Origin of the sequence: Chitinophaga sp. LS1 (assembly GCF_034274695.1) — a bacterium.
GTDB lineage: Bacteria > Bacteroidota > Bacteroidia > Chitinophagales > Chitinophagaceae > Chitinophaga.
The window spans coordinates 6,876,576-6,900,737 of sequence record NZ_CP128362.1; the positions used below are offsets into that span (position 1 = coordinate 6,876,576).

General features: G+C 43.0%; 16 protein-coding genes. 6 read left to right on the forward strand and 10 right to left on the reverse strand.

What is annotated here, in order from left to right; genetic code table 11:
- Positions 1 to 3 precede the first annotated feature (3 nt).
- The 6 genes from QQL36_RS28115 to QQL36_RS28140 all read right to left on the reverse strand — a co-directional run bounded on the left by QQL36_RS28115 (position 4) and on the right by QQL36_RS28140 (position 17,301).
- Positions 4 to 351: a hypothetical protein gene (locus tag QQL36_RS28115; protein ID WP_321567546.1), complete on the reverse strand. Its 348-nt coding sequence runs from the start codon at positions 349 to 351 to the stop codon at positions 4 to 6.
- A gap of 12 nt (positions 352 to 363) precedes the next feature.
- Positions 364 to 2,715: a penicillin acylase family protein gene (locus QQL36_RS28120; RefSeq protein ID WP_321567547.1), complete on the reverse strand. Its 2,352-nt coding sequence runs from the start codon at positions 2,713 to 2,715 to the stop codon at positions 364 to 366.
- A 14-nt stretch (positions 2,716 to 2,729) separates the two neighbouring features.
- Positions 2,730 to 12,056 (reverse strand): non-ribosomal peptide synthetase, encoded by a 9,327-nt coding sequence (locus QQL36_RS28125; RefSeq protein WP_321567548.1) that lies wholly within the window; start codon positions 12,054 to 12,056, stop codon positions 2,730 to 2,732.
- A 69-nt stretch (positions 12,057 to 12,125) separates the two neighbouring features.
- The gene (locus tag QQL36_RS28130; RefSeq protein ID WP_321567549.1) at positions 12,126 to 13,367 is read right to left on the reverse strand and encodes a nucleotide disphospho-sugar-binding domain-containing protein; all 1,242 of its coding nucleotides are present in this window, start codon (positions 13,365 to 13,367) and stop codon (positions 12,126 to 12,128) included.
- An 8-nt stretch (positions 13,368 to 13,375) separates the two neighbouring features.
- On the reverse strand, positions 13,376 to 15,805 hold the full coding sequence (locus QQL36_RS28135; RefSeq protein WP_321567550.1) for a TonB-dependent receptor domain-containing protein: 2,430 nt from the start codon (positions 15,803 to 15,805) through the stop codon (positions 13,376 to 13,378).
- A gap of 956 nt (positions 15,806 to 16,761) precedes the next feature.
- Positions 16,762 to 17,301, reverse strand: a complete 540-nt coding sequence (locus QQL36_RS28140; RefSeq protein WP_321567551.1) for a hypothetical protein — start codon at positions 17,299 to 17,301, stop codon at positions 16,762 to 16,764.
- Positions 17,302 to 17,914: 613 nt separating this feature from the next.
- Between QQL36_RS28140 and tnpA the strand changes: the two genes are divergently transcribed.
- The 6 genes from tnpA to QQL36_RS28170 all read left to right on the forward strand — a co-directional run bounded on the left by tnpA (position 17,915) and on the right by QQL36_RS28170 (position 22,218).
- On the forward strand, positions 17,915 to 18,229 hold the full coding sequence (gene tnpA / locus QQL36_RS28145; RefSeq protein WP_321567552.1) for an IS66 family insertion sequence element accessory protein TnpA: 315 nt from the start codon (positions 17,915 to 17,917) through the stop codon (positions 18,227 to 18,229).
- Positions 18,230 to 18,231: 2 nt separating this feature from the next.
- Positions 18,232 to 18,588 carry an IS66 family insertion sequence element accessory protein TnpB gene (tnpB, locus tag QQL36_RS28150; protein WP_321567553.1) on the forward strand — a complete coding sequence of 119 codons (357 nt, stop codon included), beginning with the start codon at positions 18,232 to 18,234 and terminating at the stop codon, positions 18,586 to 18,588.
- 175 nt (positions 18,589 to 18,763) lie between these two features.
- Complete coding sequence (tnpC, locus tag QQL36_RS28155; protein ID WP_321567554.1) at positions 18,764 to 20,152, forward strand: IS66 family transposase; 1,389 nt, start codon at positions 18,764 to 18,766, stop codon at positions 20,150 to 20,152.
- Between the two features lie 110 nt (positions 20,153 to 20,262).
- On the forward strand, positions 20,263 to 21,069 hold the full coding sequence (locus QQL36_RS28160; RefSeq protein WP_321567555.1) for a hypothetical protein: 807 nt from the start codon (positions 20,263 to 20,265) through the stop codon (positions 21,067 to 21,069).
- A gap of 351 nt (positions 21,070 to 21,420) precedes the next feature.
- On the forward strand, positions 21,421 to 21,582 hold the full coding sequence (locus QQL36_RS28165) for a hypothetical protein (protein WP_179091387.1): 162 nt from the start codon (positions 21,421 to 21,423) through the stop codon (positions 21,580 to 21,582).
- 15 nt (positions 21,583 to 21,597) lie between these two features.
- Positions 21,598 to 22,218 carry a hypothetical protein gene (locus QQL36_RS28170; protein ID WP_321567556.1) on the forward strand — a complete coding sequence of 207 codons (621 nt, stop codon included), beginning with the start codon at positions 21,598 to 21,600 and terminating at the stop codon, positions 22,216 to 22,218.
- A 12-nt stretch (positions 22,219 to 22,230) separates the two neighbouring features.
- Here QQL36_RS28170 and QQL36_RS28175 read toward each other — a convergent pair whose 3' ends face one another.
- From QQL36_RS28175 to QQL36_RS28190, 4 genes are all read right to left on the reverse strand, one after another.
- A complete protein-coding gene (locus QQL36_RS28175) occupies positions 22,231 to 22,539 on the reverse strand; it encodes a hypothetical protein (protein WP_143709193.1) in 309 nt (102 codons plus the stop codon).
- Between the two features lie 22 nt (positions 22,540 to 22,561).
- On the reverse strand, positions 22,562 to 22,891 hold the full coding sequence (locus QQL36_RS28180) for a hypothetical protein (protein WP_321567557.1): 330 nt from the start codon (positions 22,889 to 22,891) through the stop codon (positions 22,562 to 22,564).
- A 205-nt stretch (positions 22,892 to 23,096) separates the two neighbouring features.
- Positions 23,097 to 23,504, reverse strand: coding sequence for a hypothetical protein (locus tag QQL36_RS28185; RefSeq protein ID WP_321567558.1), 408 nt, complete (start codon positions 23,502 to 23,504; stop codon positions 23,097 to 23,099).
- A 187-nt stretch (positions 23,505 to 23,691) separates the two neighbouring features.
- Positions 23,692 to 24,156, reverse strand: coding sequence for a hypothetical protein (locus tag QQL36_RS28190; protein ID WP_083729731.1), 465 nt, complete (start codon positions 24,154 to 24,156; stop codon positions 23,692 to 23,694).
- Between the last annotated feature and the right edge of the window lie 6 nt (positions 24,157 to 24,162).

Here is a 24,162-nt window from a genome sequence, read left to right on the forward strand (position 1 = left end):
AGGTTATCTTTTTGTCAGCTTTCTCAACAACAGGAAAAAAGAAACAGCACAAAGCAAAGCTGTAATAATATTCACTAATAAGATGCCTGCAGCCAGTCTGAATATCTCCATTCCTGCATGCCTGGCCAGTATATCCAGGCTTCCATTTACATCTGCTATAAAAAACCAGAAACAGGCGAATACCGCTAATTCTGAAAGGGTGATCAGCAAAACAGGAAAACGCTTTACCCCAGGTGTAAAGGCCAGTCCTATACCTAATAAGCTCCAGGCAATGATCATCGTCCAGGTGCCGGCAAATAAATGTGCGATAAACAATAACAGGGGTATCAGTATATACTTCAGGTACTTCATACAATCAAAGAATTAAGGGTGAGAGAATACAATGGAATCTGTAATGGCTGCCAACTGGCGGGGATCTCTTGTCAACTGCGTATTATGCAGGCGATTCTCTTTCCATGCAGGCAACTGTTGTGCATAATTTTCATCATTTACACGGCCGGTTTGTCCGACTGCATTAATCATCCGGGAATGAATGACACCGTCTTTTATTTCTATCAGGGTACGGATCACAGGGTGTGCAGTATAGTTCACATTGATGGTGTTCTCACTTCCCCCAATCCCTGTTTGCCTCATTTCAAATCCAGGCAGTTGTGTGATCTGTGGAATAGAAAATACATATGCTCTTCCTGGAATCGGGTTGCCGGCGGCATCTCCATAACGGGCACTGTAAATAGAATCTGCTACCGACATGAGGTGATTGAAATAATACCGGCTGACGATAGACTTTCCTTTCACTGTTACTGAATCATATTCCAGGAGGAAATGTGTGAGCTGATCATGCGTAGGGGCCTGCTTTACACACAACTGACCGGCCAGGTCTTTTCCTACTTCTCCCATCGCCCGCAGGTAGGCCCTGTAAAAAACAGCTTCACGGGTACCGGGATTTAATTCTCCATTCCAATGGAGCACACGATCCCAATTACTGCCAGGCTTGACAACTACCTTATACTTCGTCAGCATTTGCTTCAGGTCCTTCACTGACAGGTCTACAATATCCAGCTGCATCGTCCGCATATCTTCTGCATTGAGCTGTTTACCACTGCTAATCATTTGTTGAATTCTCGCTGGCCGGTACAGGTCATCATACCAGCGGGAAGAGAAATAATAGTTGTTCCCCTGTGGCTCCTGGTTGGCAGTATACAGGTATCCCTGTTCGGGGTTATAAGTCTGCGGCAGCGAGTCAAAGGAAATGTATCCCTCTACAGGAGATTTAGTACCATCCAGCAATCCACCATTATATCCGGCTGGTTTCAATGGCATTTTGCCTGCACAGATCACTCCAATATCTCCGGCCGTATCAGCAAAAACAAAGTTCTGTGCAGGATAATCATATACTTTCAGCGCTGTTCTGAAACCATTCCAGTCTGCCGCCTGCATCATTCTCCAGAATGCCAGCGGTGCGTAGGCAGACTGTTGAGGATGCCACCTCAGCGCATATTGAATACTATCTTTTTTTAACAATGGACCAAACAATGTATTTTGAATAGTGAAATCTCTCGATGCTCCATCCTTTACATGAATGACCACTTTCTTTTTTTCCACCTGCTCCCATTTACCATCTACAAAATACTGGTCTTTGTGATGATCATCTGTCTTCAATAAATATTGCTCGGTTACATCCCAGCCACTATTAGTGATACCCCAGGCAATCTTTTCATTATGCCCGGTCAGTATAAGCGGTACACCAGGTATTGTATATCCATACGCATGCAGCCCCGGGGCATTTAATGCTACCTCGTAGAATATATTCGGCGCAGCAAGTACCAGGTGAAGGTCATTGCAAAGGAATACCTGCCCGTCAGTCGTATGCTTCCCTCCAACTACCCAGTTATTACTTCCCAAACTTCTGTTAGAAGGTGTTTCCGGGTAGTGATTGACATCGTTAGGTCCAAACAGCTTTACCAATGCAGGGGAAATATTGCTTTCTTCATGGCCTTTTGATGCTCCGGGAATAATAGCCAGCTTGTCATCCGGATGGACAGGATACAGCATACTTCTTAACGTATCCGGCAGCTTTTCAAGGATTTCTTCCCTGTTGAAATAATCATCATAATAAGTAAGATCATGACTCAGGTACCATTGCATCAGGAAGGTATAAGACGCTTTCCAGGGACGGGGAGAAACACCCCATATCGTAAACATGGGATCCCGTTGCCGCTCATCTTCCTGCTTTAAATAATCATTTGCCCCCTTCTCATATGCCGTGAGGTATGTCGCCAGTTCAGGTGCGGTCACCCGGATACTATCCAGCATTTCCTCCGCACGCTTTTCCAGGTCAAAGATTCGCCAGTGCTTATCTGATGCAATGCCCTGTTCACCTACGATCTCCGAAAGGCGCCCCATCACCGTATAAGCCAGCAGTTCCATCTGGAAATACCTGTCGCGGGCATGCATATAGCCCAGTGCATAACCGGTACTATTTATATCGCTACCATAAATATGGGGTATCCCCAACGTGTCAAGATATACTTTGGAAGCCCCTATATTGGAAGCAATACCTGCTTCGTTATCATGCAGGGAGGAAGCATTCAGAATGCCATTGCGAAAATTCGAAAGCCCCTGGATACTGTTGATTCCATTGAAGTGGATATTGGTATAAAACAACCATACACCTGTCAGGACGAATAAAAAAATAATTACTACAATTCGTTTCATAACATTTGTTTCAGTTAGATGATTACTTCTTCGATTTGATCAGCAGTGGAGGAAGCGATATCCTGCTGTAGCCACACAAGACCATCAATGGCCACTGCCAGCTCTTCAATTGTAAGCAGTCGCATCAGGTCTTTCGCCTGCAGGGGTACTTCAAACTCCTTCCGGATAGCCGTCCGGATTTTCATTAAGAGCATACTATTCCCTCCGAGGTCAAAAAAATTATCTTTTATACCGATTCTGTCAAGTGGCAATACCTGCTGGAAAATAGACACCAGCCTTTCTTCCGTACCCGTACGCGGAGGTACGTAGTTACCCGCTGTTTCCGGCAGCAGGGCCAATGGCGCAGGCAGCATCCCCCTGTCCACTTTTCCATTGTGGGTAAGCGGCATTTGTTCCAGTAAAATAAAATGAGCAGGTACCATATATTCCGGCAACCGGGCACTTAACAGGTTCTTAATTTCAGTAGTGGTATATGGGTTAACACTGACGATATAAGCTACCAGGTATTGAGGGCCATTCTCCATTTGTGCGGGTACGACAATCGCATCCTGTATGCCTGTGATCTGCAGCAATACATGCGCAATTTCTCCCGGCTCTACCCTGTATCCCCTTATCTTTACCTGCTGGTCTATCCTGCCCATAAACTCAATGTTTCCATCTTCCAGCCAGCGGGCCAGGTCTCCTGTACGATAGATCCGCTCTCCTGGATGAAAAGGATCAGCAATGAACTTTTCCGCAGTGAGATCAGGAAGGTTGAGGTACCCCCGTGCAAGCCCCGGGCCTGTTACAAATAATTCACCCGCTATACCTACCGGGCAAGGCTGCATATGCCTGTCCAGGATATAACAACGGCTATTGGCTACAGGCTTCCCGATTGGAGGCAGCTCTGTTTTTTCATCCCGTTGTACAGCATAATAAGTGGAGAAAACAGTATTTTCTGTAGGCCCGTACATGTTCATCAGCTGGTAGGGTAAACTGTTATTCCTGTTCAGCTTCAGCTGATCCCCCCCTGCAAGAAGGTATTGTAACGAGCTGTTTTTATAAGTGTCATTTTGCGTAAATACAGGCGCCATCCCTGTAGTAATAAAACAATGGGTAATACAGGCTGACTGGAAATAATCCGCCAGCTTTTCTTCCTCAAAACGGATATCATCTCCTATGATTACTAACGTAGCCCCATTGAGTAGCCCTGTATAAATTTCCCAGACGATGCCATCAAAGCTCGCTGATGCCATCACACTAAAACGACTGGATGGCTGAATAGCATAGCGGCGTCCATCTGCCTTACTCAGGCTTACAATTCCTTTATGCTCCACCATCACACCTTTTGGACGGCCTGTAGAACCCGACGTATAGATGATATATGCCAGGGCATCGGCAGGAACGGTAACAGCAGGTTCGCTCAGGGGAAGATGAGACAAAGAGTCTATGTAGCAGGTAGGATAGCCGGCTGCCAGCTCAGCCACATCACTGGTACCCAGTAAGAGTTTCACATCCGTGTCTTCCAGCATAAACCGGATCCTTTCTGCCGGGTATTTCAGATCAACAGGTACATAGGCAGCGCCGGCCCTGAGCACACCAATTATACTGACGATCATCTCCAAAGACCTTCCCATACATATCCCCACCCTGTCTTCCGGTGTGATGCCCTGTGAAAGGAGATAATTTGCCAGTTGATTGCCCCGCTCAAATAATTCCCTGTAAGTAATACGCCGCTCTCCATCTATAACTGCCGTATGATCCGGGGTAAGCAATACCTGGTCCCTGAATGCATCACAAATAGAATGATGAGCAGCATACTCTGTATGTGTATCGTTAAATGCGCCCAGTAATTGCGCCCGCTCTGCCTCATCCAGGTATGAGATCCTGTCAATCACCTGTGCCGGGTCAACTATAATAGCTTCCATTAACAGCCTGTAATGCAGTAGTAATCTGCGGGCCATGTCATGGCTATAGATATCTGTATTGAATTCAAGTGTAAGGTCAATTCCATCTTCCCTTTCGGTAAACTGAAAGGTATGGTCAAATTTGGCTGTGCAGGCACCATTATCCACTACTCCATTTCCTGCCACCGTAGCTCCCTGCCATCCAGGTTGTTCCCTGCGATGCTGCAATACCATCATAATATCAAAAAGAGCATGCCGGCTATTATCCCTCCGTAAAGACAACTCCTCCACCAACCTGTCAAAAGGATAAGACTGGTAAGCAAATGCCTCTAATGTATTTTCCCGTATGCGTTTCAGCAGGGAAGTAAAACTATCATTCTCCAATATTCTGTTCCGCAACGCCAGTGTATTGACATAAAAACCTATCTGCGGTTCCAGGTCAGGATGTTGTCTGCCTGCCACTGCCGTACCTGTTATAATATCCTGCTGACCAGTGTAACGGTTTAATAACGCATTCAACGTAGTCAACAGCCCCATAAACAGGGTGGAGTCATATTGCTGGCAAAGGGCAGAAAAACTGTCCACTAATTGCCTGGATAGCTGAATAGAAAATGAATGCCCGTTGTACGTCCTGAGCTGAGGTCTGATCCGCATAACCGGCAATTCGATTACGGGTACTTCATCATTGAACAATTGCAGCCAGTAATTTCGTGCAGCAGCCAGCTCTCTGCCATTATACTGCATTTGCCAGACCGCATAATCCTTATACTGAATCCGCAAAGCAGGTAAGGCTGGTGTCATACCTTTCCGGAAAGCATCATAATAAGTAAAGATCTCATCCCGGAATATATCCATGGACCATCCATCACTGATGATATGGTGCATGTTAAACCAGCAGATACAACCACCGGAAGCCGGGTATACAAGCCCTGCTCTCAGTAATGGTCCTGTACTCAGATCGAACAGCTGGTTCCAGCATGCATGTATGTGTGCATACGCTACCTCCTTAGTTGGGGTGGTTGTTATCTCTAATCTGAATGGAATACTTTCTGCAGGCAAAATTACCTGGCGCAGTTCACCAATACCATTCTCCCTGAATACAGTTCTCAATGCCTCGTGCCTGATCATGACCTGTTGCACGGCCTTTTCCAGGCTCACCGCATCATATCCCTCTTCGAGATAAAATGCACCTGGCAAGTGATAAGAACGCGAGGCCTCATCCAGCTGGCTGAGTAACCATATCCGACGCTGCCCGTCAGAAACGGGGTAATCCGGCTGTACAGGTGCAGGCATGATTTCCTGGTAACTATCTGTATGCATACCTGTCACCAGCAAGGCATGCGTAGCTACTGTCGTATGCCGGAATAACTGGGAGATCTGCAATCTTATACCAAACTGCCGCTGATATTTATTAATCAGCTGCATCAGTTTCAGGCTATGTCCTCCCAGGTCAAAGAAACTGGAATGGATGCTTACGGGCTTATCATATCTTAATACTTCCTGCCATATACTGCACAATTGTTCTTCTATTTCCGTAGAGGGACCTGTATATTCATGTTGACCGGGTGCTATGTCATCTGGTAATATAAACGCGGCTCTGTCTATCTTTCCATTGGCAGTCACCGGGAAACTATCCACCCTGAATATCCACGAAGGCACCATATATGCAGGCAGGCCCGCTGTCAGTAGTTGTCGCAGGTAATTCAGATCCAGCCCTTCCCTACAGATAACATAGGCAACCAGCAGTTTATCGCCGGCAGCAGTCGTATGTAACACCACTGTGGCCCCGGTAATATCCTCCTGCTGCAAAATTACTTCTTCTATTTCTCCCAGCTCTATCCGGTATCCACGTACTTTCACCTGTGTGTCAATACGGCCCAGGAAAATAAGATTTCCATCAGGCAGCCACCTGGCCAGGTCTCCACTTCTATACATCCTGGCACCGGGTATACCACTGAATGGATCTGGTAAAAACCTGGATGCTGTCAGCTCCGGCCTTTCCAGGTATCCTCTGGCCACCTGCACCCCGCCTATATATAGTTCACCTGCAGCCCCGGGGGGTAACAGCTCACGGTGTTCATCCAGTATATACAACGAAGTATTAAATACTGCCTTTCCTATCGGCAGTTCTGTTTCACCAGGCAGCGTATCATAATATGTACATTCGACTGTCGTTTCAGTAGGACCATACAAATTCGATACTGGTATATTTACTTTGGCATACCAATCCTGCAATACCTTCAGGGGCAACTCTTCGCCGCTGGTAATGACCCGCTTCAGCGAGCGAAGCCTTTCCAGCTGTTCAGCCGTCTGCATCTCCATACCCAGGAAGTTCTGCAGCATGGTAGGTACAAAATGAATGAACGTCACACCATGTGCAGCAATCATAGCAGCCATCTTTTCGGTAGAATAAACGGTTGCATCTTCACACAGGATCATCCTACAGCCAAAGCATAATGGCGTAAACAGCTCTGATACTGATACATCAAATGCGTAGGTCGTTTTCTGTAAGATCACATCTGCCGGAGATAAATTAAAATGCCGGACACCCCAGTACAAACGGTTCACCACACTCCTGTGCTCCAGCATACATCCTTTGGGTTTGCCTGTAGATCCTGATGTATAAATCACATAAGCCAGTTGATCCGGGGTAATGGTTACAGGTATATAATGAGCAGGCAATACTTCTTTTATTTCCCGGAAATGCTGTATAAAAGCTTCATCTATCAGGACCTTCACCTGGCTGTCCGTTACAATGAATTCTTTCCTTTCTGCCGGATGAGCGGGGTCTACGGGTACATAAGCTGCACCTGCTTTCAAAACTGCCAGCAGGGAAAAGATCAGCCATTCACTACGGTGAAGGCTGATGCCCACCAGGTCTCCTGAGGTCACACCCTGATACGACACCAGGTAAGCAGCCAGCTTTGAAGACCATTCATCCAGTTCAGCAAAAGTAAATTCCTGCTCCCTGAATACCAGCGCCACTGCACTTGGCCGCACCTTCACCTGGTTAATGAATAATGATACCAGGGTATCTGCCGGGGGCAATGGGGTATGAATATCCTTCCCGGAAAATGCTAACAGTTTTGTCTTTTCTTCCAGGGTCAGGTAAGGAATTTCTGAGAGGGATATATTGGGTTGTGTGGTAACAATATGGAGGATGTTACTGAAATGATGCATGAGGCCACTGACCACCAGTTTACTGAAAAGATCCGTATTATACTCAACCCACATTTCAAGACCTAAGCCAGATTCAAAAAAATCAATGGTCAGATCCACCTTTGCTGCTGTAAGCCCCATATCTGACACCACCCCTTCTTTCAGGATATGATCATGTCTTAAAGCATTTTCACCATTTCGCTGGTTCTGCAATACCAGCATCACATCAAATAATGCTGAACGGCTCACATCCCGCTTCAGCGTGAGCTCTTCCATCAGCAGATCAAAGGGATAGGACTGGTGCTCATAGCCTGCCAAAGCCACTTCCCGAACTTTTTTTAACAGGGATGTAAAACTATCACCTGGTTCAAACCGGGTACGCAGGGCAAGGGTATTTACATAAAAGCCGATCTGGTCACTTAGGTCAGCATGATCACGTCCTGCAATGGGGGTTCCGATAATAATATCTGTCTGGCCACTATACCTGTATAATAAGGTCAACAGCACGCTCATTAACCCCATGTATAGGGTATTGCCATCCTGCTGGCATAAAGCCTGAAAACGGGCTGTATTTTTAATTGGCAGGGTAGTCGCCAGCAGGTTGCCGTTATAGGTCTTCAGCACAGGGCGCGGCGCAGTATTCCGGAGGCTGAGTGCCGGCAAGGGCCCTCCCAGCTGCTGTAGCCAGTAATTCCTGGCCTGGGCAAGCTCCTTCGACAACAACTGCTGCTCCTTCCACACGACATAATCTTTGTATTGGATAAGCAAGGGAGCGAACCCGCTTCCTCCCTGTTTCAATGTTTCATAATAGTGAAAGATCTCCCGCTGCATCAGCTCCATAGACCAGCCATCACTGATGATATGATGCATATTGAACCAGCAGAGATACCTGTCTTCTCCAAGTTTGATCAATCCTGCCCTGATCAATGGCCAGGTAGCCAGGTCAAATGCCTTGCTCCGCAATTCGCGTACATACAGGTCTGCTTCCTGCTTACTGGCAGTACCGAGGTCGTTATATATCAGCCGGAAGGAACACGCATTTTTATCCAGCACTACCTGGCAAGGCAGGCCGGATTCATCTTCCCGGAATATTGTTTTCAGTATATCATGCCGGTCTATTACCTGTTGGATCGCTTTTTCAAAAATAACAGGATCGTATACGCCCTGTAACAGCACATTCCCTCCCAGGTGGTAAGAGCGGCTGGCAGCTTCTACCTGGCTCAATAACCAGATACGCCGTTGTCCGGCGGAAAGGGGGTAGTGAGCAGCGGTTTTTGCCACAGGTATCCTATCAAAATTCCCAGTGGTACTGCTTTCAATCAGCAAAGCATGAGCTGTAATAGTCGTGTTGCGAAACAGCTCCCCTACAGATACCTTTACGCCAAAAGCAGATTCATACCTGCTCTCCAGCTGCATGATGTTCAGGCTGTTTCCTCCCAGGTCGAAAAAAGACTCGTCTATACCTATATTTTTCAGGGGCAAAAACTCTTTCCAGATCTCACTGATCTTTTTCTCCAGGTAAGACCCGGGTAATTGTTTCAATCCTGTATCTGCCTGTAAGAGGTCCGTAGTCAATGCAGGTAGTGAATTCCGGTCCAGTTTTCCATTCGGTAATTGCGGAAATGCCTGCACCACGATCCATGCGCCTGGTATCATATAGGCCGGCAACTTTTCCTGCAACAGTCTCCGCCAGTCTTTAGGCGTATAAATATCATCACGTTTGTAACGGATATAGGCTGTCAGCACAGGTACCTGCTGTACTTCTTTTACAGCTACCAGCACCTCTGCCACACTTTCCTGTAAAAGGATTGCTGCTTCCACTTCTCCTGCCTCAATCCTGTATCCCCTGAAGCTAAGCTGTTCATCCATTCTTCCTCTGAACAGTACCGTTCCATCTTCCAGCATCATACCGGCATCTCCTGTACGATAGAGTTTTTCCCCATTTACAACGATAAACCTTTCCTCGGTTAATGAGGGGGCACCGGTATATCCCATTGCGAGTCCTTTTCCACCCAGCCATATCTCCCCTTCCATCCTAAATGGCTGTAAATGCAGATACCTGTCCAGTATATACACCTGCCTGTTAGGAATCACCTTCCCTATAGGCATTACTCTTTCCTCGCGGTTGATACGATGATATGTAGCACATACGGTGCTTTCCGTAGGGCCATAGGTATTGTACAAGGCGATGCCTGCAGGGAAATTTTTCACATCTTCTACCCTCAGTACATCTCCACCTGCAATGATCGTGTGCAGGGAAGCAGGTACATCCTGGCCATTCAGCCACCTGATCACAACAGGGGTAGTACTCAGCAATGTAACAGCTGCTTCAAAAAGCGCTGTCCTTAATGCAACCAGGTCCCGATGATCAGTAAGTATGTGCAAACGGCCGCCTGCAGACAAGATGGGAAATATTTCTTCTACTGAGGTATCAAAACTATTAGATGCCTGTTGTAAGACGACATCATCCGGCTTCAATCCATAATATTCCCTGAAAGTATTTACATAATCAGCCACTGATTCTCTCGAAATCTTCACTCCTTTGGGCTGTCCTGTAGACCCGGATGTATAGATGATATAGCAGGGATAGTCGCCCTGAATTTCTTCTTTGCTATTCAATTCATCCAGCAGCAGCCCTCCTGTTTCATCCCGGCGCAGCAATAGCTGACAACCGGCATCCTGCAGCATAAACCGGATCCTGTTTTCAGGGTAGGCAGTATCTACCGGCACATAAGTAAGTTTGCTCATCATAGCGGCCAGCATAGCTGCTATCATTTCTTCCCCACGTGGTAGCATTATAGCTACACAACCACCTTCGCGGTACAGGTTATTGGCCTGTAAGCTGCTGGCTATCCGGGTAGCCAGCTCGTTGAATGCATTGTAAGTATATGTTCGTCCCTCGCAGGAAACCGCCATCCGTTCACCATAAGCAGCGACTGCCTGTTGCCACATCGCCACGAAATCCGTATGCTCATATTGCAGATCGGGTCCCTTCCCGCATGCTAATATCCGCGCGTTATCAGTTGTATCAAGGAGGCCTATTTCATTCACCGTATTAAACTGAATAGCAGGCAAGGTGCTGAACAGGTGATCCAGGCTGCGGCAAAACTGGCTAATCACTTCCTTGTCCACGAAAGCAGTATTATAGATCAATCGCACATCAAACCCATCACCATTATAATCTCTTACATAGATCGCCAGCGGATCAATCTCAGACAAATTAGAAAATGCAATAGTAGTGGCCTGCAAGTTCCCGAATGACTGCGCAAAATCAAAATCCTCGTACGAAAATCGCAGGTGATATAATTGTTTCTGTTGCTGTTTCAGGTTCAGATCCCCTACCAGGTTGCCATACTGATACCGCTGGTGACGAAGAAAATGAGACATTTTCTTTTTTATCCCCTTCATAATATCAACAATAGTATCGCCTTCATTTATTTCAAATGGAAGACATAACAGGTTCATGAACATGCCGGAGGTATTCCGGTAGCTCCGGCTGGTGCGATTCAGCACGGGTACGCCGAAAGCAATTTTTTCCTGGGATGAAACCCTTGAAAAATATACCAGTACCAGGGAAATGATCAGTTGAAATAAAGAGACTTTATGCTCATCCGCAATCTGCTGCAGTACGATTCTTTTCTTTTTATCTATCGCCAGTGTAGCAGTGGCTGCCGTCATGGCATCCTGTTCATTGCAGTAAAAAAGATCGCCGGGCAATTCAGTAAATTGTTCCAGCCAGAACTTCCTGTCATTCGCAGCTGCATCTGATTGATAATACTGGTTATCATCACTGGCATAATCACTATAATTATATACCTGTAATAATACCTCCTGCCCTGCGTACAGTTGCGCAGCCTGGTTCAGCAGCAACCGGAATGACCATCCGTCACTGATCAGATGATGCATGCAGGCATACCAGAAATGTTTATCATCGGCGACTTTTAATAGTTTAAAGCTAAACAGCAATTTTCCTTCCATATCAAATGGCCTGGAAAATTCCTGCTCCATCCAGGTGATTGCACCAATTTCATTTCCTGTAAAATCCAGTATTGCTATATGCCAGTCCTTCAGGTCATCCAGCACATCGCAATGCAATACACCATCTCTTTCGAAGAACAATGTACGGTAGGCTTCCTGGGCATGCAGGATACTGCGGATGGTATCATCCAGGAGTGGATAGGAAATATCACCATCCAGGATAGTATATCCACCAATGTTATATTTACTTGACGCTCCAGCAATCCGCTGATCCAGCCAGATCATTTGCTGGGAAGCACTTGGGGTATATGTGCGCATAAGTTCAGTGATAAAGGGTATAACATACTGGGGGTAATGAACGCAGTTTTACTGCATTATCGTATCAGTTCAAATCCGGATCTCTACTCTTTTTATAGGCCGTAGCAGTTTTTCTATCGCATCCACTCCCCTTTGGGATTGTTGTTCTTCTAGAAATAATTGTTGCATCCTTTTTATATTTCTGGTTACGTTGTTATCCTGGAGGATGTTGGTTACCTGGTCCTTTAGTCCTTTCCAATCCCCCTGGTCAATGTCTGCCCTCTTTCCCAAACCATGGTATACTACCCGTTCTGCATTGGAGGGCTGGTCTCTGTTAATGGGGACGACGATCATAGGTACGCCAAAGTAAATACATTCTTTCACCGTACCGAGGCCGCCATGAATGATAGCCAGTGTCGCCCTTTTCAATATATCCAGCTGTGAAATCCAGTTGACCACCTTTACGTTCGGCGGGATATAACCCAATGTCGCCGGCTGCATCTCAGGACCAATGGCCAATACCATATACATGTCAATCATTTCTTCCGACTCCATCATGCTTAACAGTCCCCTGAAAAATGATTTGCTTTTCTCTCCATAGCTAAGTGCCTGTGACCCCAGGGAGGCATAAATCAATGGTCTTGTCCCTGCCTCTTCAATGATACGTGCAGTAAAAGGATCTGCATTTTTACTTTCCCTTATAGAAGGTCCGATACTTATACTGTGATGCTTTCTGGCCGGTGGCTCCAGGTCCAGCTCCAGTGGGCATGCTACCAATTCCTGCAAGGTATTCAGGGGAGCTGCCAGCGATTCAAGCGAACTCACTACAATGCCTATATCAGCCAGGAAGGTGATCAGGGAAGCGGTCAGCTCGGGAGGAATCTTCAGCAGGTCGCCAATACAATCTCTTGCGAGCGTTACGCCCGGATCCCGGAGGTAGGTGGTAAATACAACAGGCCTGATCCTATATTTGTAATAAAGTAATAACAGGTCAAATCGCAGGAAAGTACTGACAATGTAAATATCCGGCCTGATCACATTGACCAGCTGATCATATGCCCCATTGATGATTTCCTGTAAGGCAGCGATGGTTTCCGGTTCGTCGGCTGCCTGCCTTTCATGACGCCGTTTAAACTCTTCCCTGGAACCTGGAGGAAAAATAGTTTCAAGCACAGGTTTGAAATTGAACCCATACTCTCTGACAAGCTTCTCATTATCACATATACTCACATAGAGTACTTCATGTCCTCTTTCTCTCAGACCAGCACTTAAGTCAATAGTAGGAAGGAGATGCCCCTCCTCTGCATCCATAAGAATAGCAATCTTTGCCATATCAGTTATCAGTGAACGCGGTTACCAACTTCTTCTGCCCCTGATTCCCTTTCTGCCTGTTTCTTCACCTTGCTGCTACCAAAGTTGTATGTAAAATTCAACCTGCATATTCTCGGTTCGTAACGGTATAATATTCTTACATTCAAATTATTACTGGGTATATCCAGTGTTTGCTTATCTATGTTTGTCCAGAACAGGTCACTCACATTCAGCCTAAGCATTCCCTTATCTTTAAGGATCTTCTTTTGTAGTCCTACATCCACGGATCCTGCCGCGGCCGTTTTGGAGATACCTGCAATACCAGGAGACCTGTATACACCCATTAGCTCTGCCGTGATCCCTGCGGGCAATTTAAATCGCTGCACCAGGTTAAGCCTTAAATAAGACTGGTTGATACCGACATTATTTTCCAGGTGACTGGTCATTACCTTGCGGATGCTGCCAATTAAATTCAATTGTATATTCCACCACTTGCTTACCTTGAAAGGAGAGGCAAACATTAAGCTATAAGTATTCCTGTATTTCAGGTTAAGTGTTGTCAGCACTTCCACATCCGAATCACTATCAATTACCGGCTGGTTCTGGGCAAAGGCATTAGACTCATGGCTATATTGCAGTGACACGAGGTACTTCAGGAACTTGTAATCCAGTTTCACCCCATCAGTAATGGCTGCAAGCAGGTTCGCATTTCCATAATAATAGGCAGTGGGATCAATAAAGATCACGAACGGCGCCAGGTCACTGAAGGATGGGCGGGTGATTCTCCTCCCATAAGAGAACTGAATGGTTTGCTGCTTATTGATATCGTGAGAGAAGAAGAGCGTAGGGAAAAGGTTATTGAAATTTCTTTTCACCCCCGTATTCTTTCCGTATACATCCAGGTCTATATCAGCATACTCATATCGCAGGCCTGCATTCAGTTTGGTTTTGCTGCTAAGCGAAGTATTCAGCGCAACATATGCAGCACCGATCGTTTCCTTGTATTCTGAGGACTGGGAAAAATCAGGTACTTCTGTCCAGCTGCCATTTTCCAGTTTATTCAAAACTACATGATTGTCGAACTTCGAATAAGATCCTTTTACACCCGCCTCCAGGTCTATATTGTCATTGAAAGCGACAGTATAATCAGCTTTTCCTACCCATATATTTACAGGGGTTTTCTTAGTAGCATCCAGGTTTGAATCTGCCGTCAGCACACTACCCGCATTATAGTAATGATTAGCGTAATTAGAAGGGTTATCATTCTTGTAATAGAGGTAATCAATATCTATACTGATACTACTATTCTTTTTAATTTCATGTGTCAGGTAAATATTTCCACCCAGGTTTTGCCAGGTATTCGTTTCGTTATTGACGATGGCGATACCACCTGTATATTCTTTATTGGTTTGCAGGGTCACATCATTATTGGCTTCCATTACCCATTTATTATTATAACCGGTAATAAAGCCACCAATCGTGGTCTTTTTTGAAATGTTATAATCAAGGCCTACCTGCGCAGAGAAGCTGGTCGTTACGGGATCTCTTTTACTCACAGTCCCTGTATAATTATCATCCGTTCCATCCGTAACAGTTCTGGCGTTTTCAAAGCGCTGGCTGGTATGATTCCGGTAGAAGGAGAAGTCGCCATAAACATTCACCTTTTCAGCATGATGGTTGATGCTGAGGCCTGCGCCAGCTTTCTCTTTCAATCCATACCCGAGGGTTACGCTGTAGCTACCATTGGTACCATATTCGGCAGGTTTTTTCAAAATAATATTGATAATACCACCATTTCCACTGGCATCATATTGAGCGGAAGGATTACTGATCAGCTCTATTTTTTCAATGTTGGCAGCACCCATACTGCTTAGTTGCTGTATGATAGCATCCATGGGCAACCGGGATACTTTTCCATTAATCATAATTAATATTCCTGCTCTTGCATTCAGGGAAATAGTATTCTGTTGCCTTTCTACAGTTACACCCGGCGATCGTTCCAGAACATCAAGGGCGGTTCCTCCTGCAGAGGAAATATTCTGTTGGACATTTACGATAAGCTTATCTATCTTTTGCTCATAAAGTGGTTTCTGTGCAGTGACATCTACCTGCTTTAACTGGCTGCGACTGGTTTCGAGTATAATATCTTTCAGTATTATTTCATTGTTGGCAGTTGCATCTCCACTTACTACTACCACATCTTTCCTGCTATAACCGGTCATCCTGATAGAAATAATAAAACTGTCTGCCTTTACCTGTTCAATAGTAAATAAACCGTCTCCGTTTGTAACACCGCCTTTGAGCAGGGCAGAATCTTTTATTTGCAGTGCTAATGCATTCGCACCTGGTAATGATTGTCCGCCTGCATCTTTAACTTTTCCGGTTACTTTAATTTGTGCAAATGTTATCTCGCATATAGAACATAACAATAATAAACAAGGTAGGATAATTCTAATCATAAACAAATAGAGTTGCTAATAGTGATTCTTTGCTTAGAAAGCAATTATAAATGAGTCGAAACAGTGATCATCACTGCATCATCCAGTACTGTAAAGAAAATATATGGGTCCACTCCAAATTCAGCATGGCACTGCATCCTGCTTAATAAAATCCCTAACGATTTACCTGGATAACTGACATTCCGGAGTTTTCACAAAATGACTTTTGGCAAACAAAGTCCCAACCAGCGATTGAATAGGTCATAAAATTTTAATTATTGTGGATAGCAGTCATTATATCCGGCCTGCTTTGGTTATTGAATTTAAGACATGCAGTTCCCCGAACTACCTTTTAAGAGGTACATTCTGTCGTCAAACATGTATTCGCATATAAAATAAAAGAATAGGAATCTACAATGGGACATATACAATGGTCATTCCATAAATACAAGCATATTTAAGAATAACGATAATTATATCAATTGTTTTTCCTGTCTAACAGAGCAATTTTTCACGTAGAAACCCTTAAATTTTGTGTAATTAAATTTGAAATTTTGTCTTGTCAGTTTTATTGTAACTTATTTTAATGGATTAACGCCTTCTTAAATCATCGTCTTTCTCTCTTACTTAGGTCACAAACCTTTCAAACAAATTTTAGTGCTATATTCTGAGGGACGTTAAAAGCCAAACAAAAACCTATCTTTAAATGGTCCAAAATACATTACTCATAAACCGGCGAATGAACAGGACTGCAATATAAAAATTAAATTCATAAAAAAAAACATTTGCAGCATGAATTCTGAAATGATTACAACTTCACACTTTCCTGCACTACTCAAAATTATGAGCAATATTTAAATTTCCCTGTGCAGTCATCTACCTGTTTCAAGCTACTTGTTCTGACTAAACTTTCTTCCTCCTTCCGGTAGTTGATAGGTTTGCCCTATCTTCAAATAATGCGCTCTTTCTGCCATCCTTTATTCTAGCCTTACTTCTCTCACTGTTTCATTTCCGGGCAAATCTACTACCACCACTATTATTTTTCCGCCTTGCGGGAGATGAGTCACCTTATAAAGCCAATCCACGCCATTTCGGTGTAGAACGGCTTTACCTCCTTCCATTATAACACCGTCTGCATCGAGTACGCGTACCTGCACTTCTGCTATCCTGAATTCATCCTTTGCAGTTACCACTACGGTCTCATCCAGCAGCTGAATCTGCTGCACTTCGGGAGACTTATAAGCATCCTTTACCGCCATGTTGTAGGAATTCTGGCCGGGGCCTGCCAGTGATTTATAATAAGCCTTCAACTCCGGATCTTTCAGGATCACCTTGGCATATGCTGCCGCGATTTTCATTTTATACCTGGCTTCCAGCTGCTTTTTTGTCGGTTTATTTTTGGATGGGCCGCGTTTCTTCGCCATGATAACCTGGCCATTTCGTTCATAAATGGTGATTTCATTGCCGAGGGTACCACGGACGAGTTGGAGGAGCATGTTATTTATAACAATAGCCATAAAAATTGATTTGGGGGTTACAAGGGCAATGTTAATGCATACGTCGGAACTTCGGTGTGACTATATTACCAATTGAGTACTAATACATCACTATATCTGCACCTCAATATCGAATCGATATATAAGTGTAGTTTTAATGTACGGATGGTGTACTTATGGAAGTATAGTTACACCGGAGCTGCATAGGAAATGAAAGAAATAATTATACCTGCGCAAAAAGATTGCGCATTTGGGGTATACCTTTGTTCTATCAAATTGAAAGTGTCGTAGTTAGAGTTACTTCGTTGGGATCAGTGGGTCACAGGTTCGAGTCCTGTTCGCGCTGTAAAAAGCGCGATAGCGTAGTGGTAACGCACCTGATAGATATACTCTGGCGTATTTTTACCTTACAATTTCAGGATCGTCTTATTTTTTAAGGCGATCCTTTTTACATTATGGGACTTCAATTTTAAAAGTATATTTACGGAGGGACATCACTGTAGTTGCTCTATATCAATGAATAGAGATTCCTTCGTGGAAAAACTTAGACAGCCTTTATTTGGGTATGCCTCCGGGCAATTGAAATTTGAAAACCAATAAGTTCTCTAATTTACATGATCAACAACAGATCATAATGAGAACTAGAACATCACAAGTCAATAAAGAGGAGTACATGTTTTCCCTCATCGCTGAGCAAGCCGCCAGTGGTCAATCTATTAAGTCCTTTTGTGCCAGACATGGGATTCGTTCCGGCAATTGGTTTTACTGGCAGAAAAGGTACCAGCAAAGAAACGTAGAATCTCATAATAATGATAATGGAAGTTTTACTTTGCTTCAAGTAACGCCGGATGTAGTCACTTCTGTAGAATCAGGCATCTTTGTCGAATATAAAGGATTGAAAATTTATCGTCCGGTACCGGCCTCTTTTCTAAAGGAATTAATCGGGTAATTATGTTGCAGATTCATCCAGGAACAAGATATCTGCTATATTCCAAATGGGCAGACGTAAGAAAGAGCTTTGATGGATTGAGTGGCCTTATCACTAATGAACTCAAAATGCCGATAGAGTCCGGTGACGTTTTTATCTTCCTGAACCGCCGGCAAACTCACATTAAGCTATTGCAATGGGAAGGAGATGGCTTTGGCATGTATTATAAGCGATTGGAAGAGGGTACATTTGAATTGCCTGCCGGATTTATGGAAGGTACACATAGCGAGATATCCAGCAAACAGCTTTCTTTGATATTGCAGGGAGTCTCTCTGAAAAAGGCATTTTATCGTAAGCGGTATACCTCGCCTGAGGGCTAAATAGTTTTTTTGATAATGATTTGAGGCTAGCATTCATCAGGATGTTAGCTTTTTTTTTTAAGGAATACCCCGGTCATGTAAAATCTATTATTTATTACGATTTATCCACTTCTCCGGTGTATAAAAAATGATGCATGAGACTTGCATCAAAGCATATCAATACTATCTTTGGGTAATGTCGGAATCTGCTGCAAATATTTATTACAAGGAGCTGTATGAAGCATCGATAATGATGGTTCAGCAGTTAAATAAAAGCCTTGAGCAGCAGCAGAAGAGCAATCAAAGCCTGCAGGACCAGGTAACCCAACTTCAGTACCAGCTACAGCAACTAACTAAATTATTGAAGGGATTTAAATCTGAGCGCTTTTTACCTTCAGCTGTATCCAATTTACAGCCGGAGTTAGGGTTTAATGCTGAGGTAGCACCTCCAGCGACAAATCTTTCTGAAGTAAAGAAGATCAGCTATACCCAAGCCAGGAAAGCTAATACCGATATTACCGCATCAGATAATGGCACGCGGCTTCCTGATCACCTAAGGCGGGAAACATCAATACTGGAACCCACAGAAGATATTAGTGATTGTGTGAAGATTGGAGAAGAGATAAGAGAAACCCTAAGCTGGAAGCCAGGAGAGATCTTTGTCAACCGTATTGTAGTAAATGTTTATCGTAGTACAACTGTGACAAATAAAGGGAAGGAGATTATTATCAAAGCGCCTTTGCCAGTTCGGGCAATAAACAAATGTCTGGCAGATCCTGCATTACTTGCTCAGATCACGGTTGATAAATTAGTTGACCATAAGCCCCTAAACCGGCAGATAGAAGCTTTTAAACGCAATGGTGTTGAAATACCTTACTCCACAATGTCTGATTGGGTAGGGCTGGTAGCAAAAGCATTAATGCCACTTGGTACAATCCATCTGAAGGAAATGTACAAATACAACTACTGGCATGCTGACGAGACCGGAATAGCAGTGCTTGATAGAACAAAACAAAAAGAAACTCATAAAGGTTATTATTGGACCTTCCTGACAGGTGATGGCAGAATGATCTATTATGACTATCAACCTGGTCGTGGAGTCGAAAGACCTCTGAATATCTTAAAGGATTTTAAAGGCCATCTGCAGGCTTACGGTTACGCCGTGTACGATGAGTTGCCATTAGAGAATATAACAGTCTTCTACTGTATGGCTCATGCACGCCGTAAGATTTACGACGCGCAGAGTAATAATGAAAAGCCGGCATCATATGCATTACAAGAGATCGCAAAATTGTATGCAATTGAACAGGCATGCCAGGACGAACAGTTGAATGAAGAACAAATAAAAGATCGCCGTAATAAGGAAAGTCTACCTATACTGAAAGCATTAGGCGAATGGATGAAAAAAGAGTACCAGCAACTCAGACCGAAATCCCTTATTGCACAGGCGTTTGCATACAGTATAAAAAGGTGGGAAAAACTAAGCCTGTATGCTCATACTGGTAATCTAATAATCGATAATAATGCGATTGAAAGATGCATGAGAAATGTGGCAGTGGGTTATGTAAAGCGGAAGATTATGTAAAGAACAGGGTGAAAACCTACATCGGAGATTTGTTTTGAAGCAAAACACTTTACATAATCATGTTTGTTGTTATAGTGACCGCAATGCAGCGATCATTAAAGCAACCAGTTATGAGAAGAATTCGGACAACCTTTGATCAGCTCATTTATGACGCAGGCGAAGTGTTAGTAAACAAATTACTAAGGACCAGGAACACCGTCATTTGGTATCGCGTTTACTGGCGAAGAATGTATCGTCAGTTACTCGCTCAAGGCATCAGCGAGTTTAATTCCGCTATCGGCAGACAATATTTATTCAATAAGTTTGGAGAGTCTGACTATGCCGCCCTTTCAAAACGCGACAAGGACATAGTGAAGGTCATCAATGTGCTCTGTGAGTTTTACGATACTGGCACGCTCGTGAGTTATAGAGAACGAATCCTCCTGAACGGCCCAATGGGCGAACTGGTAAGTCAGTTCGTCGCTTACCTGGTATCTCATCGATTAAAGCCCTCCACGATAAATGAGCGAGAGCACTACTTAAGCCGGTTTCTCATCTTCCTGAAAGAGAAAGATTTGATATCCATGGACAAGGTAGACAAGTTCGTAATTCTCCATTATCTTAAAACCCTGGATGTACGCAAGCCGACTGTTGCTCATATGACCCTGAGAGCGATAAGGACGTTTTTAAAGTATCTTTTTGAACAAGGAATACTAAAAACGGATACTTCACTTTTTGTACCCAGGGACAATTATAAGAAGCAAGCCAAACTACCCTCTGTCTTTAAGACGAATGAGATCCAGCAAATGATCGGTACAATTGATCGGTCGAATGCCTGTGGTAAACGCAATTATGCAATCGTCCTGCTTGCTGCCAGACTTGGCCTCAGTACCTCAATATCGAATCAATATAGAAGTGTAGTTTTAATGTACGGATGATGTACTTATGGAAGTATAGTCACACCGTAGCTACATAGGAAATGGAAGAAATAATTACACCTGCGCAAAAAGACTGCGCATTTGAGGTATACCTTTGTTTTATCAAATTGAAAGTGTCGTAGTTAGAGTTACTTCGTTGGGATCAGGGGTACAGGTTCGAGTCCTGTTCGCGCTGTAAAAAGCGCGATGGCGTAATGGTAGCGCACCTGATAGATATACTCTGGCGTATTTTTACCTTACAATTTCAGGATCGTCTTATTTTTTAGGGCGATCCTTTTTTACATTATGATACTTCAATTTTAAAAGTATATTTACGGAGGGACATCACTGCAGTAATACAGGTAATTACCCATGAATAGATATTCCTTCGTGGAAGAACTTACTGTGCTACTTTGCTTGACAGCCTTTATTATGGGCCTATTAGGACTGGCATTATTACCGGAAGCTATCATCACAGGAACGAACATGCTTTCATTAGCTATTGTAGCCAGTGGAAATAAAAATCAGGATTAAAAGAAACAACGTTATATGTCAGTCAGAATTCTCATACCCATCTTAATAGCTTTTATACTTACGGGTTGTCATAACCGCCAGCGATTGCAGGATCGCCCTCAGCAAGAAGTACCGGCACTGATTGAGACGCCAAAATCATTGGAAGACAAAGGTTCTTATACATTTTCAAAACGCGGGGGAAGTAATTTAGTTGAGAGCCTTTATGAGGAACTGGTGACCCAAGATGCAGCATTAAAGAGATTAGAGGATCAGATTGACGAACTTAATAAAAGTCAGCAGGATTCAACTGAATCATTTTCCAATTTCAATCAGAAAATACAGTCATATTATCACATAGCTGATAGGGATGCTACTGAAATTAATGATTCCGTATTGAGCGAAAAGATAAAGTTGCTGGTGGCAGGTAGTTTGGCGAAATATAATGCACAGGTTAGTGAGCATAATGAATTACTGAAAACAATTGGGGCGAAAGAAAGTGCGATTGCAGATCTGCATCAGGCGGTAAAAATTGTGACTACATTGGCAGTTATTGAAAAATATCAAAAGGGGAATATGCCAGATACAAGACCATTAAGGGGGTATGTTCAGGAACAGGACAAGACGATTCATATGGAGGATAAATTGTTAAATAGATAAGAGAGTTTTATATTATAATTCTTCCTCAGCGTAATCGATCAAGGTCTGAAGTAGAATGGCCTTCAGTTCATCATCAGATTTATCTTTATAATGGATAGGAATCATTTCTGTCCAATGATATCGGGCTTCAATATTCAGCTTCTTCTGAAACCATAATGTCATTTTTAATGAGATTTTGGTATCATTAGCGGCTTCCAAACCTAACAAGAATCCTTTAATGTATGTTTTATATGTATCATAACCAGGATTCTCTAAAAAAAACATTTTGGGTCTATCACGCAGGGCCCTGGTAATTTCTTTAATAGAAGTTTTTATATCCATATTTTTTAATGCATATCGATAATCAATGATGTGGATTTTGGCAACAACTAATTATAAAGTTTACTAAATTAATAATACAAACAATCGTTACAACTGTACCAATGAATAAAAAAACAATTGCTCCTCCTCTCGCTCTCAAGATATAATTTTCATCAGTAGCCACATGTTTAATTTCCGAATTAACAAAATACCTTATCCACGAGCTCTTTCTATACAACCACAACTTTTCTGGTTGCACTTTAAAAATGTGAATCATAACTGTAATCCATCCAAACAATGCACAAATTATTCCCGCGAAGGGTACAATAAAAATTGCAGGATCTTTAAAGCGTTCTAATGACCAACCTTCCATAAATTTATCATTATATAATTTTATCTGTAAATGTAAAATTATGACTTTCTCCTGCACCACCACGTGGAGAAATCATGCCAGCATACGTCGTAGTGGTCTTATTTGCCGGATCTGAAGCAGGATGTTGTTCATCCTGCTGTTTAACTCAATTTATTAATAGCTCAACGTCTATTTCAACTACAAATTATCACTGAGATTAACAGCACTATTGTTTTCTTTTAATAAATAAAACAACTGCACATCCCGCAACACTTAAAATCCCCATAATCAATGTTGAATAATAGCTTTCTTTATAAGAAATAATTATAGCATCAAAATGTAAATGCATTAATAGCCATAATGAGATGATGGAAAATATTCCAAATATTCCTAAGAATAAAAATACAAGCCGATGTGATTTACCAAACAACATTATAATTGTTAAGATTAGTAAAGGATAAAGGCTCAGTAGTGCCACGTAAAATTCCGGAGAATACTTCTCTCGGGTAAGATAGTAATGGAACGATGTTCTATTACTATCTGTATCTAACTTTATATGATCATACTTTATATTAAAAACAACAATTAATAGTACAACAAAAAACGAAATTATAAAAGATAGATTCTTTCTCATTTAATAATTTTTCTCAGTGTTGATCAGGGATTTTTAAAATAAAACTGCGTATAGCAAATCAACAGCTTAGCCCAATGGGCTAAGCTTTAACGTTGAAGAGGCCATAATACTATGCTTATCATTGCTGCTCTCTAAAACATGATATTCGATCTTATCGATACTTACAGATTTCCCCCAATGAAAAGCTTCATTTGACCCACAGTGCCCCATCCTTCAAATCTATCGAATGAGGAACATTATTTCCAAAACGATCTTTAACATACCCTTCTGCTTCTGAATTGCCAAGTTCATATGCCCTCAGTAAATAATACGTTCCCAGAACATATGTCGAAGAATCATAAGTTTTTAGATGTTCTGGGCATCCCACCTCATTATTAATTTCGTAACAATCAAGGCATGCACTTGCATTCTTGTATTTATTGCACATAACTTGAGCGTAGTAAAGCAAAGCCCAACGGTCCATGCGTTTAAAAGAAAGCTCAAGCGCAAGCTTTCCATAAGATATGGAATCACCATCTGCCAAAACATTATGTTGCCAACCATAAATGCTATCAACAATTATCCCCTCTCCACTTTGAGTACTATTATCTTTAGAACTACTACCAGCGCTGCAAGCAATAATTAACAAAAGAAGCCACCATTTATTTTTCATACAAAA

What these genes read in the sequence shown, in the direction of transcription:
- QQL36_RS28115 (WP_321567546.1), bottom strand. Translation starts at nt 351, where the DNA reads ATGAAGTACCTGAAGTATATACTGATACCCCTGTTATTGTTTATCGCA.
- QQL36_RS28120 (WP_321567547.1), bottom strand. Translation starts at nt 2,715, where the DNA reads ATGAAACGAATTGTAGTAATTATTTTTTTATTCGTCCTGACAGGTGTA.
- QQL36_RS28125 (WP_321567548.1), bottom strand. Translation starts at nt 12,056, where the DNA reads ATGCGCACATATACCCCAAGTGCTTCCCAGCAAATGATCTGGCTGGAT.
- QQL36_RS28130 (WP_321567549.1), bottom strand. Translation starts at nt 13,367, where the DNA reads ATGGCAAAGATTGCTATTCTTATGGATGCAGAGGAGGGGCATCTCCTT.
- QQL36_RS28135 (WP_321567550.1), bottom strand. Translation starts at nt 15,805, where the DNA reads ATGATTAGAATTATCCTACCTTGTTTATTATTGTTATGTTCTATATGC.
- QQL36_RS28140 (WP_321567551.1), bottom strand. Translation starts at nt 17,301, where the DNA reads ATGGCTATTGTTATAAATAACATGCTCCTCCAACTCGTCCGTGGTACC.
- tnpA (WP_321567552.1), top strand. Translation starts at nt 17,915, where the DNA reads ATGAGAACTAGAACATCACAAGTCAATAAAGAGGAGTACATGTTTTCC.
- tnpB (WP_321567553.1), top strand. Translation starts at nt 18,232, where the DNA reads ATGTTGCAGATTCATCCAGGAACAAGATATCTGCTATATTCCAAATGG.
- tnpC (WP_321567554.1), top strand. Translation starts at nt 18,764, where the DNA reads ATGTCGGAATCTGCTGCAAATATTTATTACAAGGAGCTGTATGAAGCA.
- QQL36_RS28160 (WP_321567555.1), top strand. Translation starts at nt 20,263, where the DNA reads ATGAGAAGAATTCGGACAACCTTTGATCAGCTCATTTATGACGCAGGC.
- QQL36_RS28165 (WP_179091387.1), top strand. Translation starts at nt 21,421, where the DNA reads ATGAATAGATATTCCTTCGTGGAAGAACTTACTGTGCTACTTTGCTTG.
- QQL36_RS28170 (WP_321567556.1), top strand. Translation starts at nt 21,598, where the DNA reads ATGTCAGTCAGAATTCTCATACCCATCTTAATAGCTTTTATACTTACG.
- QQL36_RS28175 (WP_143709193.1), bottom strand. Translation starts at nt 22,539, where the DNA reads ATGGATATAAAAACTTCTATTAAAGAAATTACCAGGGCCCTGCGTGAT.
- QQL36_RS28180 (WP_321567557.1), bottom strand. Translation starts at nt 22,891, where the DNA reads ATGGAAGGTTGGTCATTAGAACGCTTTAAAGATCCTGCAATTTTTATT.
- QQL36_RS28185 (WP_321567558.1), bottom strand. Translation starts at nt 23,504, where the DNA reads ATGAGAAAGAATCTATCTTTTATAATTTCGTTTTTTGTTGTACTATTA.
- QQL36_RS28190 (WP_083729731.1), bottom strand. Translation starts at nt 24,156, where the DNA reads ATGAAAAATAAATGGTGGCTTCTTTTGTTAATTATTGCTTGCAGCGCT.